Genomic DNA, 15069 nt, shown 5'->3' with positions numbered 1-15069 from the left:
CCGCGCGACTCGGGGCGGGGCCCAGCTGCGCTGGCCCGGCCCCTGCGACTCCGCGGTGTCAAGAGCAGAACCGCAGCTCAGCCCCCGGATTCGGGGCCCGCGACGGGGGCGTCGTCGGCCGCGCGCCGCACGTGGATGCACTCGCCCGGGCACTCCTTGGCCGCGTCGATCACCTCGAGCCGCAGGTGCGCGGGCACGCCGACCCGGCTGCCGGGGGCCAGCAACAGCTCGCCGTCGGCGCCCTTGACGTAGGCCAGGCCGTCGACGTCGAACTCGAAGACCTCCGGGGCATACTGCACGCACAGCCCGTCGCCGGTGCACAGGTCCTGGTCGACCCAAACCTGCAGCTCGTCCTGGGTGGTCTCCACGCTCACCGGCCTGACGCTACCCGACCCCGGCGCAAGCGTGCAGGGGGCCGTGACACACGCCGCAGAGGGCCGGAAAGGGTACTGGATAGGGCCCTTCGCGCATCCCGGATTTGTAAACACCCTGTGGCGCACGTGTTCGAGGGGGCCTGAACCGCCGATCAGCAGTTAGTGTTAGAGCACAACGTTCAAAGCCCCCGGGGAGGTGGGACGTGGCACGCAGCGACGACGCGGAGACGCGCGCCGCACGATGGGAGAAGGACGCCCACGATCTCTCCACGCAGGTCGCGTTTCTTCAGGAGGAACTCGCCCTGGTGCGGCGCAAGCTGACGGAGACCCCGCGACACGTGCGACAGCTCGAGGAGCGGCTCGCCGCAGCGCAGGCGCAGATTGCCCGGCTGACCGAAAACAACGAGCGGCTCGTGGCCACCCTCAAGGAGGCCCGAGCCCAGATCGTGACGCTGAAGGAGGAGGTTGACCGCCTGGCGCAGCCGCCGAGCGGCTACGGCGTCTTCCTCGCCCGCCACGACGACGGCACCGTCGACGTGTTCACCGGCGGGCGCAAGCTGCGCGTGGCGGTCTCCCCGGCCATCGAGGTCGAGGAGCTGCGCCGAGGCCAGGAGGTCCTGCTCAACGACGCCCTGAACATCGTCGACGCGCTCGGGTTCGAGCGGGCCGGCGAGGTCGTCATGTTGAAGGAGGTCCTCGAGGGTGGTGACCGGGCCCTCGTCGTCTCGCACGCCGACGAGGAACGGATCGTCCACCTGGCGCACACCATCGCCGACGCGCCGCTGCGCGCCGGCGACTCGCTCATGATCGAGCCGCGGTCGGCCTACGCCTACGAGCGGATCCCGAAGAGCGAGGTCGAGGAGCTCGTCCTGGAGGAGGTGCCCGACGTCGACTACCACGACATCGGCGGACTCTCCTCGCAGATCGAGATGATCCGCGACGCGGTGGAGCTGCCCTTCCTGCACGCCGAGCTGTTCCGGGAGCACAAGCTGCGCCCGCCGAAGGGCGTGCTGCTCTACGGGCCGCCCGGCTGCGGCAAGACCCTCATCGCCAAGGCGGTGGCCAACTCGCTGGCGAAGAAGATCGCCGAGCGGCGCGGCGAGGAGCGGCAGACCAGCTACTTCCTCAACATCAAGGGTCCCGAGCTGCTCAACAAGTACGTCGGCGAGACCGAGCGGCACATCCGGCTCATCTTCCAGCGCGCTCGGGAGAAGGCCGGCGAGGGCACGCCCGTCATCGTGTTCTTCGACGAGATGGACTCCGTGTTCCGCACCCGCGGCTCCGGCGTCTCCTCCGACGTGGAGAACACGATCGTCCCCCAGCTGCTCAGCGAGATCGACGGCGTGGAGGGCCTGGAGAACGTCATCGTCATCGGCGCGTCCAACCGGGAAGACATGATCGACCCGGCCATCCTGCGCCCCGGCCGGCTCGACGTGAAGATCAAGATCGAGCGGCCGGACGCCGAGGCGGCGAAGGACATCTTCTCGAAGTACATCCTGACCGACGTGCCGCTGCACAGCGACGACGTCAGCGAGCACGGTGGCTCGCCCGACGCGACGGTCGCGGCCATGATCGACGCGGTCGTGCTGCGGATGTACTCCGAGACCGAGGAGAACCGCTTCCTCGAGGTGACCTACGCCAACGGCGACAAGGAGGTCCTGTACTTCAAGGACTTCAACTCCGGCGCGATGATCCAGAACATCGTCGACCGGGCCAAGAAGATGGCGATCAAGGACTTCCTCTCCAACGGGCAGAAGGGCGTACGCCTGCAGCACCTGCTCGACTCGTGTGTCGACGAGTTCCGGGAGAACGAGGACCTGCCCAACACCACCAACCCCGACGACTGGGCCCGCATCTCCGGCAAGAAGGGTGAGCGGATCGTCTACATCCGCACGCTCGTCTCCGGCGGCAAGGGCGCCGAGGCCGGCCGCTCCATCGAGACGGCCACCAACACCGGCCAATACCTGTAAACGGTGATCCATCTATGAGCGGGCGGTGACCGGATGGTCACCGCCCGCTTAAGCTTGCTGGCAAGCTGGCCCGTCCGAGTGGGCCGGGTCGCCGACGATACGACTAGGGTTGTCTCATGAGTGTGCGGCGCGTGATGGGCACCGAGGTCGAGTACGGCGTGTCCGTGCCCGGCCAGCCGGGTGCGAACCCGATGGTCACGTCCTCCCAGGTGGTCAACGCCTACGGGGCGCGGCCCGAGCTCTCCAAGAACGGCCGGGCCCGGTGGGACTACGAGGAGGAGTCGCCGCTGCGCGACGCCCGGGGATTCACCTATTCGGGTGCTCTTTACGATCCCGCGGAGGCGCTCGCGGACGAGGACCTCGGCCTCGCGAACGTGATACTGACCAACGGCGCGCGGCTCTACGTGGACCACGCCCACCCGGAGTACTCCACGCCCGAGGTGACCAGCCCCCGCGACATCGTGCTGTGGGACAAGGCCGGCGAGCGGGTGATGGCCGAGGCCTCCCGGCGCGCCGCCACCATCCCGGGCACGCTGCCGATCCACCTGTACAAGAACAACACCGACAACAAGGGCGCCAGCTACGGCGCGCACGAGAACTACCTCATGCGCCGGCAGACGCCCTTCGCCGACATCGTCATGCACCTCACGCCGTTCTTCGTCACGCGGCAGATCGTCTGCGGCGCCGGGCGGGTCGGCATCGGGCAGGACGGCACCGGCCCCGGCTTCCAGATCTCCCAGCGGGCCGACTTCTTCGAGGTCGAGGTCGGGCTGGAGACCACGCTGAAGCGGCCCATCATCAACACGCGCGACGAGCCGCACGCCGACGCGGACAAGTACCGCCGACTGCACGTGATCATCGGTGACGCGAACCTGTCGGAGATCTCGACGTACCTGAAGGTCGGCACCACGTCGCTGATCCTCGCCATGATCGAGGAGAAGGCGCTCTCGGCCGACCTGGGCATCGCCGACCCCGTCACCGAGCTCAAGTCGGTCAGCCACGACCCGTCGCTCAAGCACCTCATCCGCATGCGCGACGGCCGCCGGCTCACCGCCCTGGACATCCAGTGGGCCTTCTACGAGCGGGCCCGCGCGTTCGTCGAGGGCCGCGAGGGCGACGACGCCGACGAGATCACCCTCGACGTGCTCGACCGCTGGGAGGACGCGCTGGACAAGCTCGGGCGCGACCCGATGCTGTGCGCCGGCGAGCTCGACTGGGTGGCGAAGCTGCGGCTGCTGGAGGGCTACCGCGAGCGCGAGTCGCTCGGCTGGAGCTCGCACAAGCTGCAGCTCGTCGACCTGCAGTATTCCGACGTCCGCCCGGAGAAGGGCCTCTACCAGCGCCTGGTCGCCCGCGGCTCGATGACGACGCTGTTCACCGAGGAAGAGGTCCAGCGCGCGATCGTCGAGCCGCCGGACGACACCCGGGCCTACTTCCGCGGCCGCTGCCTCGCCAAATACCCCGCCGAGGTGGTGGCGGCCAGCTGGGACTCCGTCATTTTCGACGTGGGCCGCGAGTCGCTCGTCCGGGTGCCGATGATGGAGCCCGAGCGGGGGACGAAGAAACACGTCGGCGCGTTGTTCGACAAATGCCCGAGCGCCAAGGATCTGCTCGAAGCGATCACTTCCGGGTAAGTTCGATGCAGCGGTTCGTTTGGTGGTCCCCCCGAGGAGGATGAGTCATGGCTACGAGGGATACGGGCGGGCAGTCTCAGTCCGGCAAGTCGCGCCGCGACGAGGAAGAGGACGTCGCCGCGCCTGAGGTGAACCCGGAGACAGCCGAACGGGTCGAGCAGCTCGGCGAGGACGTCGACGACCTCCTCGACGAGATCGACTCCGTGCTCGAGGAGAACGCCGAAGAGTTCGTCCGCGGATACGTGCAAAAGGGCGGCGAGTAGCCGCACACGAGCCCGCCCGCCCGGAAACCCCGGGCGGGCGGCGCCCGTTGCGGGGGCGCTCAATGCGGCCCGCGGCCTCCCCACGGGATCGCTCGGACGCCTCGGACGCCCGCTGAACAGCTCGGGCTCCTCGCTCGGTCGGCGGGACGGATCGGCCCTGACCTGCCCGGGCGGGGGAGCGGCCCGCACGACGCACCGCCTGTTCGCCCACAGCGTTGTGGCGCGGCGCAATCCGGCCGTGTCGCGGCGTATTGTTGGCCCACCACAGTCGATCACCACGCAACCAAGGAGGGGCTCCGTTGCCGTCGGGTCTTGACCACTCAGGGCGCCCGCCCGCAGCGTTCCACGCCGCCGGGACCTCGTCCTTCACCGAGTTCCTGTCGCACGTGGCGCCGGAGATGCTCCCCGGCCGGCGTCCGCTGCCGCCGGGCATGGCGGCCGACGTGAGCGCCCACGCGACGACGATCGTCGCGATCGCGTGCTCCGACGGCGTGCTCATGGGCGGCGACCGGCGCGCGACGATGGGCAACCTCATCGCCCAGCGCGACATCGAGAAGGTCTTCGCCGCCGACGCCTACTCGCTGGTCGGCATGGCCGGCACGGCGGGCTTCGGCCTCGAGATGATCCGGCTGTTCCAGGTCGAGCTGGAGCACTACGAGAAGATCGAGAGCAGCATGCTCTCGCTGGAGGGCAAGGCCAACCGCCTGGCCAGCATGGTGCGCAACAACCTCGGCGCCGCGATGCAGGGCCTGGCCGTGGTGCCGCTCTTCGCCGGGTTCGACGTGGACGCCAAGAGCGTCGACAAGGCCGGGCGCATCTTCAGCTTCGACGTCGCCGGCGGCGTCTACGAGGAGCGCGGCTACGACTCGATCGGCTCCGGCTCGCTGTTCGCCAAGTCGTCGCTCAAGAAGCGCTACCGGCCCGGCGTGACGACCGGCGAGGCCGTGAAGCTGGCCATCGAGGCGCTCTACGACGCCGCGGACGACGACACCGCGACCGGCGGCCCCGACCTGCTGCGCAACATCTTCCCGGTGATCATGACCGCGACGGTCGAGGGCACCCGCCGCCTCGGCGACGACGAGACCCGCGCCGCCGCCGAGCAGATCATCGCCGAGCGCTCCGAGAACCCCGGGGTCTAGCCGACACCGACTCGGGCCACCCCCTCACCTGGCCCGAGTCACCCACCGACCCCGACCCGAGCCACCCGAAGGCCCGAGCCACCCAGAGGCCCGGACCACCCAGAGGTCCGAGTCCCCCGAAGGCCCGGACCACCCAGCGGCCCGAACGCCCACCAACCAGCCGAAGGAGAACCCGCCACCGTGGCCATGCAGTTCTACGCCTCGCCCGAGCAGATCATGCGGGACCGCTCGGAGTACGCGCGCAAGGGCATCGCTCGTGGCCGCAGCGTCATGGTGCTCAGCTACGAGGGCGGCGTGCTGTTCGTGGCCGAGAACCTCTCGACCGCGCTGCACAAGGTCAGCGAGATCTACGACCGCATCGGGTTCGCCGCCGTCGGCCGCTACCCGGAGTTCGAGGCCCTGCGCTCCGCCGGAGTGCGCCTGGCCGACCTGCACGGCTACTCCTACGCCCGCGGCGACGTCACCGGCCGGCAGATCGCCAACTTCTACGCCCGCAACCTCGGCGCGATCTTCACCCAGGAGCAGAAGCCCTACGAGGTGGAGATCTGCGTCGCCGAGGCGGGCGCCACCGCCGAGGACGACGAGCTCTACCGGATCACCTACGACGGCTCCGTCCAGGACGAGCAGGGCATGGTGACCATGGGCGGCCAGTCGGACGCCATCGCCACCGCGGTGAAAAGCCGCCTGCGGCCCGACCAGACGCTCGCTGAGGCCCTGCGGCTGGCGGTCGAGGGCCTGGGCAGCGTCGGCGGCGAGGGCGGCCAGCCGCGCAAGCTGGCAGCCCACCAGCTGGAGGTCGCGGTGCTGGACCGCAACCGTCCGGGCCGCACCTTCCGCCGGCTCACCGGCCTGGCACTGACCGCCATCCTCGAGGACACCTCGGCCGGCGGCCAGGACGTCGAGGAGGGCCTGGAGGACAAGCCGCAGCCGCCGGCGTCTCCGAGCACGCCCGCCGACAACGCGTCGGGCGGCCCGGCCCCGAGCCCCGACGAGCCCGGCGAGCTGGCGACCCCCGACGACGAGGACAAGAAGAAGCCCGAAGCCGAATAGCCGGACCCGCCGCGCTCCCGGGGCCACCCCGGCCCCGGCCCGGCGCCGAGACGCCGGACGAGGCAAGGGCCCAGGCCGGGCCTCGCAACGCGCGGCGGCTCGGGTCCAGCGCCCGGACGCCGGACCACGGCAACGGCCCAGGTTGGGCGGAAAGCTGCGCCTCGGCAACCCGCTGCGGCTTGGTCCGGCGCCGAGGCGCCGGACCACGGCAACGGCCCCGGCGGCCAGCCCCCCGCCCGGTCGCCTCGGTCGATGGCGCCAAGACGCCGCCGGACCGCAACGGCCCCGGCGGCCAGCCCCCCGCCCGGTCGCGTCGGTCGATGGCGCCGAGACGCCGCCGGACCGCAACGGCCCCGGCCGTCGAACCGGAGCGGGCACGCCGGACGCCGCACGCAATCGGGGCGAAGCACCCGAGACGGCGGCAACCGCGCACCAGCTCCGCCCGGAAGCGTGAGAGGGCAGCGGTTCCACCCGAAAGCGCGAGACGGCGGCAACCGCGCACCAGCCTCCACCCGAAAGCCCGAAACGCGCGGCAGCCGCATGGGGCACGCAGAGGGCCGGTCACCCGCAGCGGGGGACCGGCCCTGCACGTCATGCGAGGTCAGGCGCGGATCATCGCGAGGAGCAGCACGACAAACGCGCGTCCCAGGTAGATCGTGGCCTTCACGGGTGAGTTGCTCGGCGTGCCCGCCATCCGCGGCCGCATCGCGACCGGGATCTGCGTGATCTTGTAGCCGTTGCGCGCCAGCCGCACCAGGACCTCGATCGTGTCGCCGAGGTACTCCGCCGGATACCAGTGCGCGAAGAACTCGATCGTGCGCCGGTTGCACGCGCGGTGCCCCGACGTCGTGTCGGTCAGGCGCGTGCGGGAGAGCCTCGACAGTACCGCCGACAGCATCTTCATCGCCCACTTGCGAGGGCCCTTGACGCTGTAGCCGCCCTCGCCCGCGAACCGGGCGCCGATCACCAGGTCGTGCTCGTCCAGCGCGTCGACGAGCTTCGGGATGTACCGCGGATCGTGCTGCCCGTCCGCGTCCACCTGGATCGCCACGTCGTAGCCGTGGTCGCGGGCGTAGCGGTAGCCGGTGCGCATCGCCCCGCCGACGCCCAGGTTGAACGGCAGCTTCGCGACGATCGCCCCGGCCTCGGCCGCCTTGATCGCGGTGTCGTCGCCGGAGCCGTCGTCCACGACGATGATGTCGACCGACGGCAGCTCGCCGCGCACCTCCCGCACGACGTCGGCGATCGACCCCGACTCGTTCCACGCCGGGATGATGATCAGGACCTTCTTACCGTTGATCATCGTAAGCCGTTTCCTGAGCGCTGATCGCTTCGTGCGGGATCTCGTCCTGGGGGCGGGGCCGGCCCAGCTCGCTGCGCAGCAGGGCCAGGTCCTCGGCCAGCGTGCGTGTCTCCTCCTCCAGCCGGCTGACCTCCCAGCTCAGGTGCACCGTCACCAGCAGCAGGAACACGATGCCGAGGAACAGCACCAGGCTGACGCCGGACGCGATGCCCAGCAGCTTCGCCGTGCGGTCGGTGATGAACGGGAAGAACGCCAGCGGCAGCATCACGACGCTGACGACCAGCCAGAGGATCGCGTACTTCTCCTGCAGCTGCCGCCGCCGCAGCAGCTCCACCATGAAGGCGAGCACCGCGAGCGCGGTCAGGCCGGTGACGATCGTGAGCTTCACCGGGCAACTCCGGGCATCATGTCCTGCAGCATGGCACGCCAGTCCCGCATCGGCGGCATCCCGGCCGCCGCCCAGCGCTCGTGCCCGAGCACGCTGAACGCGGGCCGCTGCGCCGGGCGCACGAACGCCGCGCTGGTGGTGCGGCGCACCCGGGCCGGGTCGTGCCCGGCCAGCTCGAACGTGGCCGCCGCCAGCCCGTGCCAGGACGTCCGGCCGCCCGCGGTGCCGTGGTACACGCCGGCGGGCGCGTCCGCGTCCGCCAGGGCCACCAGGCGCTCGGCCAGGTCGCGCGCCCACGTCGGCTGCCCGATCTGGTCGTCGATGACGTCGACGAACTCGCGCTCGGCGGCCAGGCGCAGCATGGTCAGCACGAAGTTGCGGCCGGTCGTGCCGTAGAGCCAGGCGGTGCGCACGACGTACCCGGACTCGGGCAGCGTGTCGAGCACGGCCCGCTCGCCCACGAGCTTGCTGCGGCCGTACGCGTTGATCGGGCCGGTCGCGGCGTCCTCGGCGTAGGGCTCGGTGGCGTCGCCCGGGAACACGTAGTCGGTGGAGACGTGCACCAGCCGCGCCCCGGTCGCGGCGCACGCGGCGGCCAGGGCGGCCACGCCGGTGCCGTTGACCGCGGTCGCGGCGGCCTCGTCGGCCTCGGCGCCGTCGACGTCGGTCCAGGCCGCGGCGTTGATGACCACGTCGTGGCCCTCGACGAGCGAGCGCACCTTCGCGGCGTCCGTGATGTCCAGTTCCGCCCGGGTCGCGGCGGTCACGTCCCGGCCGTCGAGCACGGCCAGCAGGTCGTGGCCGAGCATGCCGGCCGCGCCCGTGACGAGGAACCGGGTCGCGCGCCCTCTGCTTCGCTGCGAACCGGTCATGAGCCCAGCGCCGCCCGCGCCTTGAGCGGCTCCCACCAGGCGCGGTTGTCCTGATACCAGGCCACCGTCTCGGCGATGCCCTGCTCGAACGTGACCTGCGGGGTGTAGCCGAGCTCGTTGCTGATCTTGTCGTGGCTCAGCGAGTACCGCCGGTCATGGCCCTTGCGATCCTCGACATAGCGCACGGCGGAGTCCCAGTCCCGTCCGGTCGCGGCCAGCAGGACCTCGGTCAGCTCGCGGTTGGTCAGCTCGCGGCCGCCGCCGATGTTGTAGACCTCGCCGGGCCGGCCCTTCTCGAGCGCGAGCTGGATGCCCGCGCAGTGGTCGGACACGTGCAGCCAGTCGCGGATGTTGCCGCCGTCGCCGTAGAGCGGGACGGTCCCGCCGTCGATGAGATTGGTGACGAAGAGCGGAATCACCTTTTCGGGGAACTGGTAGTGGCCGTAGTTGTTCGAGCACCGGGTGACCACCACCTCCATCCCGTGGGTGCGGTGGTAGGCCAGCGCCAGCAGGTCCGAGCCAGCCTTCGAGGCGGAGTACGGCGAGTTCGGCGCGAGCGGCCACTCCTCGGTCCAGGAGCCCTCCTGGATGGAGCCGTACACCTCGTCGGTCGACACGTGCAGGAACCGCCCGACCCCGGCCGCGCGGGCCGCGTCGAGCAGCACCTGGGTGCCCAGCACGTTCGTGGTCACGAACGGGCCGGCGCCGAGGATGGAGCGGTCGACGTGCGACTCCGCCGCGAAGTGCACGACCGCGTCGTGCCCGGGCATGAGCTCGCCGACGAGCGTCGCGTCGCAGATGTCGCCCTGCACGAACGTGAGCGCGGTGTCGCCTTCGACCGGGGCGAGGTTCTCCCGGTTACCCGAATAGGTGAGCTTGTCGAGGACGGTCACGGCCGCGCCCGCGTACGCGGGGTACCCGCCGCTGAGCAGGGTGCGCACGTAATGCGAGCCGATGAAACCGGCACCGCCGGTGACGAGGATTCTCACGGGTTCGAGAGTCTAGTGGAACGCCGCTGGTGCGCCGGTCGACCCTGGGCGCGTCCGGGTCGACCCCGGCCGGATGCTTCCCGTACGGTGGCCGGGTGCGCGGCATCATCCTCGCCGGTGGGACCGGCTCACGTCTGTGGCCCTTGACCAAGGCCGTGTCGAAGCAGCTGATGCCCGTCTTCGACAAGCCGATGATCTACTACCCGCTCACCACGCTGGTGATGGCGGGCATCCGGGAGATCCTCGTCATCACCACGCCCGAGGACCAGGACCAGTTCGTCCGGCTGCTCGGCGACGGGTCGCAGTGGGGGCTCAGCCTGCAGTACGCGGCCCAGCCCCGCCCGGAGGGCCTCGCCCAGGCGTTCATCATCGGCGCGGACTTCATCGGCGACGAGAGCGTGGCGCTGGTGCTGGGCGACAACATCTTCCACGGCGGCGCGCTCGGCCAGCGGCTCGCCGACAACGCCGAGCTCATCGGCGGGCGGGTCTTCGCCTACCCGGTGTCCAACCCGGAGGACTACGGCGTGGTCGAGTTCGCCCCCGACGGGCGGGTGCTCTCGATCGAGGAGAAGCCGATCCGGCCCAAGTCCCGTTACGCCGTGCCGGGCCTGTACTTCTACGACAACCGCGTCGTGCAGATCGCGCGCGACCTCAAGCCCAGCGACCGCGGCGAGCTCGAGATCACCGCCGTGAACGCGGCCTACCTCGAACGGGGTGAACTGCACGTCGGCGTGCTCGACCGCGGTACGGCCTGGCTCGACACGGGCACGTTCAACACCATGGTCCAGGCGGCCGAGTTCGTGCGCGTGATCGAGGAACGGCAGGGCTTCAAGGTCGGCTGCGTCGAGGAGGTCTGCTGGCGCGCGGGGCTGATCGACGACGATCGCCTGCGCGAGCTGGCCGAGCCGCTGCGCAAGAGCGGATACGGCGAGTACCTGCTCAACCTCCTCGATTGGCAGCATTGAGACACCGCGCGACCAGCACCGCACGAACGCACCGCCACCACGACCGACACGCTGGAGTGAGCACGTGAAGATCCGACAGCTCTCGATCGGCGGCGCCTGGGAGATCACCCCTGTTCTGCACGGGGACCCTCGGGGCCTGTTCACCGAGTTCTACCGCTTCGACCACCTGGCCGCCGAGGTCGGCCACCCGCTGCGGCTGGCCCAGGGCAACCTCTCGGTCTCGGCCCGCGGCGTGGTGCGCGGCGTGCACTACGCCGACGTGCCGCCGGGCCAGGCCAAGTACGTCACCTGCATCCGCGGCGCCGTGCTCGACGTGGTCGTGGACATCCGGGTCGGATCGCCGACATTCGGCCGCTGGGAGGGCGTGCAGCTCGACGAGGTGGACCGCCGGGCGGTGTACCTCTCCGAGGGCCTCGGCCACGCGTTCTGCGCGCTCACCGACGACGCCACGCTCACCTACCTGGTGTCGGAGACGTACAACCCGACGGGCGAGCACGACCTGCACCCGCTCGACCCCGACCTGGCCATCGCCTGGCCCGTCGAGGAGCCGCAGCTGTCCGCCAAGGACGCCAAGGCGCCGACGCTCAAGCAGCGGATCGCGGAGGGCACGCTGCCCGACTACGCCACCTGCCAGAGGTATACGGAAAGTCTCCGCTCCCAATAGGTTCGAATCGGCGTTCAGGCGGCTAATGTCTGTACATGGACCGGCGAATTTTCGGCCTTGAGACCGAATACGGGGTCACGTGCACCTACCGGGGACAGCGCCGCCTGTCGCCGGACGAGGTCGCCCGCTATCTGTTCCGGCGCGTCGTTTCGTGGGGCCGTTCCAGCAACGTCTTCCTGCGCAACGGCGCGCGCCTTTATCTCGATGTGGGCTCGCACCCGGAATACGCCACGCCCGAGTGCGACTCCGTGCCCGACCTGGTGGTCCACGACCGCGCCGGCGAGCGCATCCTCGAGGGCCTGCTGGTCGACGCCGAGCGCCGGCTGCACGACGAGGGCATCGCCGGCGAGATCTACCTGTTCAAGAACAACACGGACTCCGCCGGCAACTCCTACGGCTGCCACGAGAACTACCTGGTCAGCCGGCACGGCGAGTTCGGCCGCCTGGCCGACATCCTGATTCCGTTCCTGGTCACCCGCCAGCTCATCTGCGGCGCCGGCAAGGTGCTGCAGACCCCGCGCGGCGCCGTGTACTGCCTGTCCCAGCGCGCCGAGCACATCTGGGAGGGCGTCTCGTCGGCGACCACCCGGTCCCGGCCCATCATCAACACGCGCGACGAGCCGCACGCGGACGCGGAGCGGTACCGCCGCCTGCACGTCATCGTCGGCGACTCGAACATGAACGAGGTCACCACGCTGCTCAAGGTCGGCACCGCGGACATCGTGCTGCGGATGATCGAGGCCGGCGTGGCGATGCGGGACCTGTCGCTGGAGAACCCCATCCGGGCCATCCGCGAGGTGTCGCACGACATCACCGGCCGCCGCCGGGTGCGCCTGGCCAGCGGCAAGGAGATCTCGGCGCTGGAGATCCAGCAGGAGTACTTCGACAAGGCGACCGAGTTCCTGGACCGCCGCGGCGCCGACGCGGCCACCAAGCGGGTCATGGACCTGTGGGGCCGCGTGCTCCACGCCGTGGAGACCGGCAACCACAAGGACGTCGAGCGCGAGGTCGACTGGGTGACCAAGCTCGGCCTCATCGAGCGGTACCAGGCCAAGCACGACCTGCCGCTGTCCCACCCGCGGGTGGCGCAGATGGACCTCGCCTACCACGACCTGCGCCGCGGCCGCGGCCTCTACGGGCTGTTGGAGAAGCGCGGATCGGTCGACCGGGTCGCCACCGACCTCGAGATCTTCGAGGCCAAGGAAACCCCGCCGCAGACCACCCGGGCACGCCTGCGCGGCGAGTTCATCCGCCACGCCCAGGAGCGCCGCCGCGACTTCACCGTCGACTGGGTGCATCTGAAGCTCAACGACCAGGCACAGCGCACCGTGCTGTGCAAGGACCCGTTCCGCGCCTACGACGAGCGCGTGGACCGGCTGATCGCGAGCATGTGACGTTGCGGCCCTCGGGGGATTAGGCTGGCCCGCGCTATGGATGAGTTGCCGGACCACCAGCCCCCGAGGCCCAAGAAGCTCGGGGCCGACTTCAACCCCGACCGCCCGGCCACCAACCGGTTCGGCCGGCGGCTTCAGCGCATCCGCGAGGAGGTCGAGCGCAACCGCACGGTCGGCCCGAAGTACCCGACCTGGCTGCTCGCCACCATCCTGATCGTGATCATCGTGGGCTTCACCCTGATCGTGATCTACGCATGATCCGTCGCCTGGTCCCGCTGGCCCTGCTGGCGGCGCTGCTGTCCGCCTGCACCGACGACGGCCCGAAGCGCACACCGCTCCCCGCCGGCCCCACCGCCGGCCCGGACGTGTCCCACCAGCCCCTGCCGTCCCCGACGCTGCCCCCGGTGGTCAACTCCGACGGCTGCCAGGGCCTGATCGGCGCCGACCAGGTGAAACAGTCCACGGGCCTGCCGGTCCAGCCGAGCCAGGGCGACGGCGCCGCGGCCGTGGCCCAGTACGGCCAGGCGGTGCAGACCCTCGGCCTCAACGCCCGCGCCCGGATGTGCCCCTTCGGCAGCCCGGCCGGCGACCAGGTGACCGTGGTGGCCCTGACGTTCACGGACGCGGCCCAGGCCCAGAAGCTCTGGACCACGATCGTGTCCCTCGAGGCCGTCGGCGGCGTGGGGGAGGCGGCGTTGAGCGACAAGTCCAAGACGCTGCTGAGCCGGCGGGGGAAGGCGATCGTGGCGGTCTACATGGTCGTGGCGGCCGCCCCGGAGGCGGACCACCTGGCGCAGTTGCGGTCGGTGGCGAACGCGGCGCTCGCCAAAGCCTGACTCGGGTCCGCGCCACCTGCGGACCGTTGCTCAGACAGACAGTGAGCGTCGCCGCATGACGCCCGGCGCCGGGCGGTGGAAGGACCCACGCCGTGACCGTGCGGCGGGCGACGAGCGGGCCCGGCCGGGTGCGTCAAACGGCGAGCGTCGCGGCATGACGGCCCGCGGCCGCCGCCGAAAGGAAGTACGCCGTGTCCGCGCTCAGGTCGCGGCCCATCGTCGACAGCTTCACCGGCAACTCGCCCAGCGGCCCCGCCAGATCCGCCGACGGAACCTCCACCAGCGTGTGCGGCGGGCACAGCGCGGACAGCGCCGCGCGCACCGGGCCCGCCAGCGCGGGGGAGAGGTCCGAGGGCATCACGAGGTCGGCCGGGGCCAGGGCCACGCGGCCGAAGGCGGTCAGGCTGTGGTGGGAGACGCCGTTGTGGCGCGGGCGCGGGTCGGCGTCCGAGATGCGCGGGGCCGCGACCGGGCGCCCGCCGAGCGCGTGCACCGCGTTGACCGCCTCGCCGGCCGCGACGCCCGAAAAGCCCCAGCTCGTGCCGGTACCGAGGTTGCCCGGGCCCTGCGTGACGATCGCGAGGTCCGCGCGCAGGCCGTGCCGGGCGGCGAGCAGGCCGCTGTGCACGTTCGTCGACTCGAGGTCGCCGCCGAAGGACTGGCCCGTGGTCACGGTGCCGGCGAGCAGGGGGCGCAGGCCGTCGAGGGTGCGCGAGAACCAGGCGGGCAGGGCGCCGCCGTCGGTCATCACGTACGCGACGCGCAGCCCGGGCCGCTGCGCCAGCGCGCCGGCGAGCACCGCGGGCAGGGCCGAGTGCAGGTCCGCCACGACCACGGGCATGCCGCCGAGGTCCACAGCGCCGGCCAGCGCCCCGCGCAGCGGCGAGGCCTCCTCGTCGGCCGCGAGGACGATCGCCTGCAGCGGGGTGTACCGCGCCTTGACCACGTGCCCGGGGACGTCCACGTCGTCGGGCAGCCGGTCCGGTACGGCCACGACGAGCGCGTAGCCGCCGGTGCCGAGGCCCAGGGCGAGCGCGTTGAGGTTGAGCAGCACCCGGTCCCCCGCGCGGGGGGCGCCGACGAGGGCGGGGTAGGCCAGAGCCCGTACCGAAGCCGGATCCCCGGGGCGGCGAGCCTCCACGGTGACGTCGAGCTCGAGGCTCCCGTGCCACTCCCGGCGGGTGTCGACAACGGTTCCCCAGCGCCAGCGAATCACGGCGCACACAGT

At 71.1% G+C, this 15069-nt stretch carries 16 protein-coding genes; 10 read left to right on the top strand and 6 right to left on the bottom strand.

The window, feature by feature from the left end; genetic code table 11:
- Positions 1 to 77: 77 nt before the first annotated feature.
- Entirely contained in the window at positions 78 to 368 is a 291-nt protein-coding gene (locus ACQP1P_RS31970; protein WP_433090186.1) for a ferredoxin, read from the bottom strand.
- Positions 369 to 577: 209 nt separating this feature from the next.
- Here ACQP1P_RS31970 and arc point away from each other — a divergent pair, with 209 nt between their 5' ends.
- The 5 genes from arc to prcA all read left to right on the top strand — a co-directional run bounded on the left by arc (position 578) and on the right by prcA (position 6430).
- Positions 578 to 2344 carry a proteasome ATPase gene (arc, locus tag ACQP1P_RS31965; RefSeq protein ID WP_350613321.1) on the top strand — a complete coding sequence of 589 codons (1767 nt, stop codon included), beginning with the start codon at positions 578 to 580 and terminating at the stop codon, positions 2342 to 2344.
- Positions 2345 to 2460: 116 nt separating this feature from the next.
- Positions 2461 to 3978, top strand: coding sequence for a depupylase/deamidase Dop (dop, locus tag ACQP1P_RS31960; RefSeq protein ID WP_433076480.1), 1518 nt, complete (start codon positions 2461 to 2463; stop codon positions 3976 to 3978).
- Positions 3979 to 4025: 47 nt separating this feature from the next.
- On the top strand, positions 4026 to 4241 hold the full coding sequence (locus ACQP1P_RS31955) for a ubiquitin-like protein Pup (protein WP_345129507.1): 216 nt from the start codon (positions 4026 to 4028) through the stop codon (positions 4239 to 4241).
- Between the two features lie 299 nt (positions 4242 to 4540).
- Complete coding sequence (gene prcB / locus ACQP1P_RS31950) at positions 4541 to 5380, top strand: proteasome subunit beta (RefSeq protein WP_433076478.1); 840 nt, start codon at positions 4541 to 4543, stop codon at positions 5378 to 5380.
- A 180-nt stretch (positions 5381 to 5560) separates the two neighbouring features.
- Complete coding sequence (gene prcA / locus ACQP1P_RS31945) at positions 5561 to 6430, top strand: proteasome subunit alpha (protein WP_433076476.1); 870 nt, start codon at positions 5561 to 5563, stop codon at positions 6428 to 6430.
- A 601-nt stretch (positions 6431 to 7031) separates the two neighbouring features.
- Here prcA and ACQP1P_RS31940 read toward each other — a convergent pair.
- From ACQP1P_RS31940 to rfbB, 4 genes are read right to left on the bottom strand one after another with little or no spacing between them, the layout of a single operon-like run.
- Positions 7032 to 7733: a glycosyltransferase family 2 protein gene (locus ACQP1P_RS31940; protein ID WP_433076474.1), complete on the bottom strand. Its 702-nt coding sequence runs from the start codon at positions 7731 to 7733 to the stop codon at positions 7032 to 7034.
- Entirely contained in the window at positions 7720 to 8121 is a 402-nt protein-coding gene (locus ACQP1P_RS31935) for a DUF2304 domain-containing protein (RefSeq protein ID WP_433076472.1), read from the bottom strand. The genes ACQP1P_RS31940 and ACQP1P_RS31935 overlap by 14 nt, the downstream gene beginning before the upstream one ends.
- A complete protein-coding gene (gene rfbD / locus ACQP1P_RS31930) occupies positions 8118 to 8993 on the bottom strand; it encodes a dTDP-4-dehydrorhamnose reductase (RefSeq protein ID WP_433076470.1) in 876 nt (291 codons plus the stop codon). Before rfbD ends, ACQP1P_RS31935 begins: the two co-directional genes overlap by 4 nt.
- Positions 8990 to 9982, bottom strand: coding sequence for a dTDP-glucose 4,6-dehydratase (gene rfbB / locus ACQP1P_RS31925; RefSeq protein ID WP_433076468.1), 993 nt, complete (start codon positions 9980 to 9982; stop codon positions 8990 to 8992). The genes rfbD and rfbB overlap by 4 nt, the downstream gene beginning before the upstream one ends.
- 95 nt (positions 9983 to 10077) lie before the next feature.
- Here rfbB and rfbA point away from each other — a divergent pair, with 95 nt between their 5' ends.
- From rfbA to ACQP1P_RS31900, 5 genes are all read left to right on the top strand, one after another.
- A complete protein-coding gene (rfbA, locus tag ACQP1P_RS31920) occupies positions 10078 to 10947 on the top strand; it encodes a glucose-1-phosphate thymidylyltransferase RfbA (protein ID WP_433076466.1) in 870 nt (289 codons plus the stop codon).
- Positions 10948 to 11011: 64 nt separating this feature from the next.
- Positions 11012 to 11611, top strand: a complete 600-nt coding sequence (locus ACQP1P_RS31915; protein WP_433076464.1) for a dTDP-4-dehydrorhamnose 3,5-epimerase family protein — start codon at positions 11012 to 11014, stop codon at positions 11609 to 11611.
- Positions 11612 to 11646: 35 nt separating this feature from the next.
- Positions 11647 to 13005 carry a Pup--protein ligase gene (pafA, locus tag ACQP1P_RS31910; protein WP_433076462.1) on the top strand — a complete coding sequence of 453 codons (1359 nt, stop codon included), beginning with the start codon at positions 11647 to 11649 and terminating at the stop codon, positions 13003 to 13005.
- Positions 13006 to 13041: 36 nt separating this feature from the next.
- Positions 13042 to 13263 (top strand): hypothetical protein, encoded by a 222-nt coding sequence (locus tag ACQP1P_RS31905; protein ID WP_433076461.1) that lies wholly within the window; start codon positions 13042 to 13044, stop codon positions 13261 to 13263.
- Positions 13260 to 13841 carry a hypothetical protein gene (locus ACQP1P_RS31900; protein WP_433076459.1) on the top strand — a complete coding sequence of 194 codons (582 nt, stop codon included), beginning with the start codon at positions 13260 to 13262 and terminating at the stop codon, positions 13839 to 13841. Before ACQP1P_RS31905 ends, ACQP1P_RS31900 begins: the two co-directional genes overlap by 4 nt.
- A 133-nt stretch (positions 13842 to 13974) precedes the next feature.
- Here ACQP1P_RS31900 and ACQP1P_RS31895 read toward each other — a convergent pair whose 3' ends face one another.
- On the bottom strand, positions 13975 to 15057 hold the full coding sequence (locus ACQP1P_RS31895; protein WP_433076457.1) for a DUF3866 family protein: 1083 nt from the start codon (positions 15055 to 15057) through the stop codon (positions 13975 to 13977).
- Between the last annotated feature and the right edge of the window lie 12 nt (positions 15058 to 15069).

It is taken from the genome of Dactylosporangium sp. CA-052675, assembly GCF_050947935.1.
Taxonomy (GTDB): Bacteria; Actinomycetota; Actinomycetes; order Mycobacteriales; family Micromonosporaceae; genus Dactylosporangium.
The sequence above is the reverse complement of the archived record's forward strand: the minus strand, read 5'-3'. Positions and strand labels throughout refer to the sequence as shown.

What these genes read in the sequence shown, in the direction of transcription:
- dop (WP_433076480.1), top strand. Translation starts at nt 2,461, where the DNA reads ATGAGTGTGCGGCGCGTGATGGGCACCGAGGTCGAGTACGGCGTGTCC.
- ACQP1P_RS31955 (WP_345129507.1), top strand. Translation starts at nt 4,026, where the DNA reads ATGGCTACGAGGGATACGGGCGGGCAGTCTCAGTCCGGCAAGTCGCGC.
- ACQP1P_RS31940 (WP_433076474.1), bottom strand. Translation starts at nt 7,733, where the DNA reads ATGATCAACGGTAAGAAGGTCCTGATCATCATCCCGGCGTGGAACGAG.
- rfbD (WP_433076470.1), bottom strand. Translation starts at nt 8,993, where the DNA reads ATGACCGGTTCGCAGCGAAGCAGAGGGCGCGCGACCCGGTTCCTCGTC.
- pafA (WP_433076462.1), top strand. Translation starts at nt 11,647, where the DNA reads ATGGACCGGCGAATTTTCGGCCTTGAGACCGAATACGGGGTCACGTGC.
- ACQP1P_RS31905 (WP_433076461.1), top strand. Translation starts at nt 13,042, where the DNA reads ATGGATGAGTTGCCGGACCACCAGCCCCCGAGGCCCAAGAAGCTCGGG.
- ACQP1P_RS31900 (WP_433076459.1), top strand. Translation starts at nt 13,260, where the DNA reads ATGATCCGTCGCCTGGTCCCGCTGGCCCTGCTGGCGGCGCTGCTGTCC.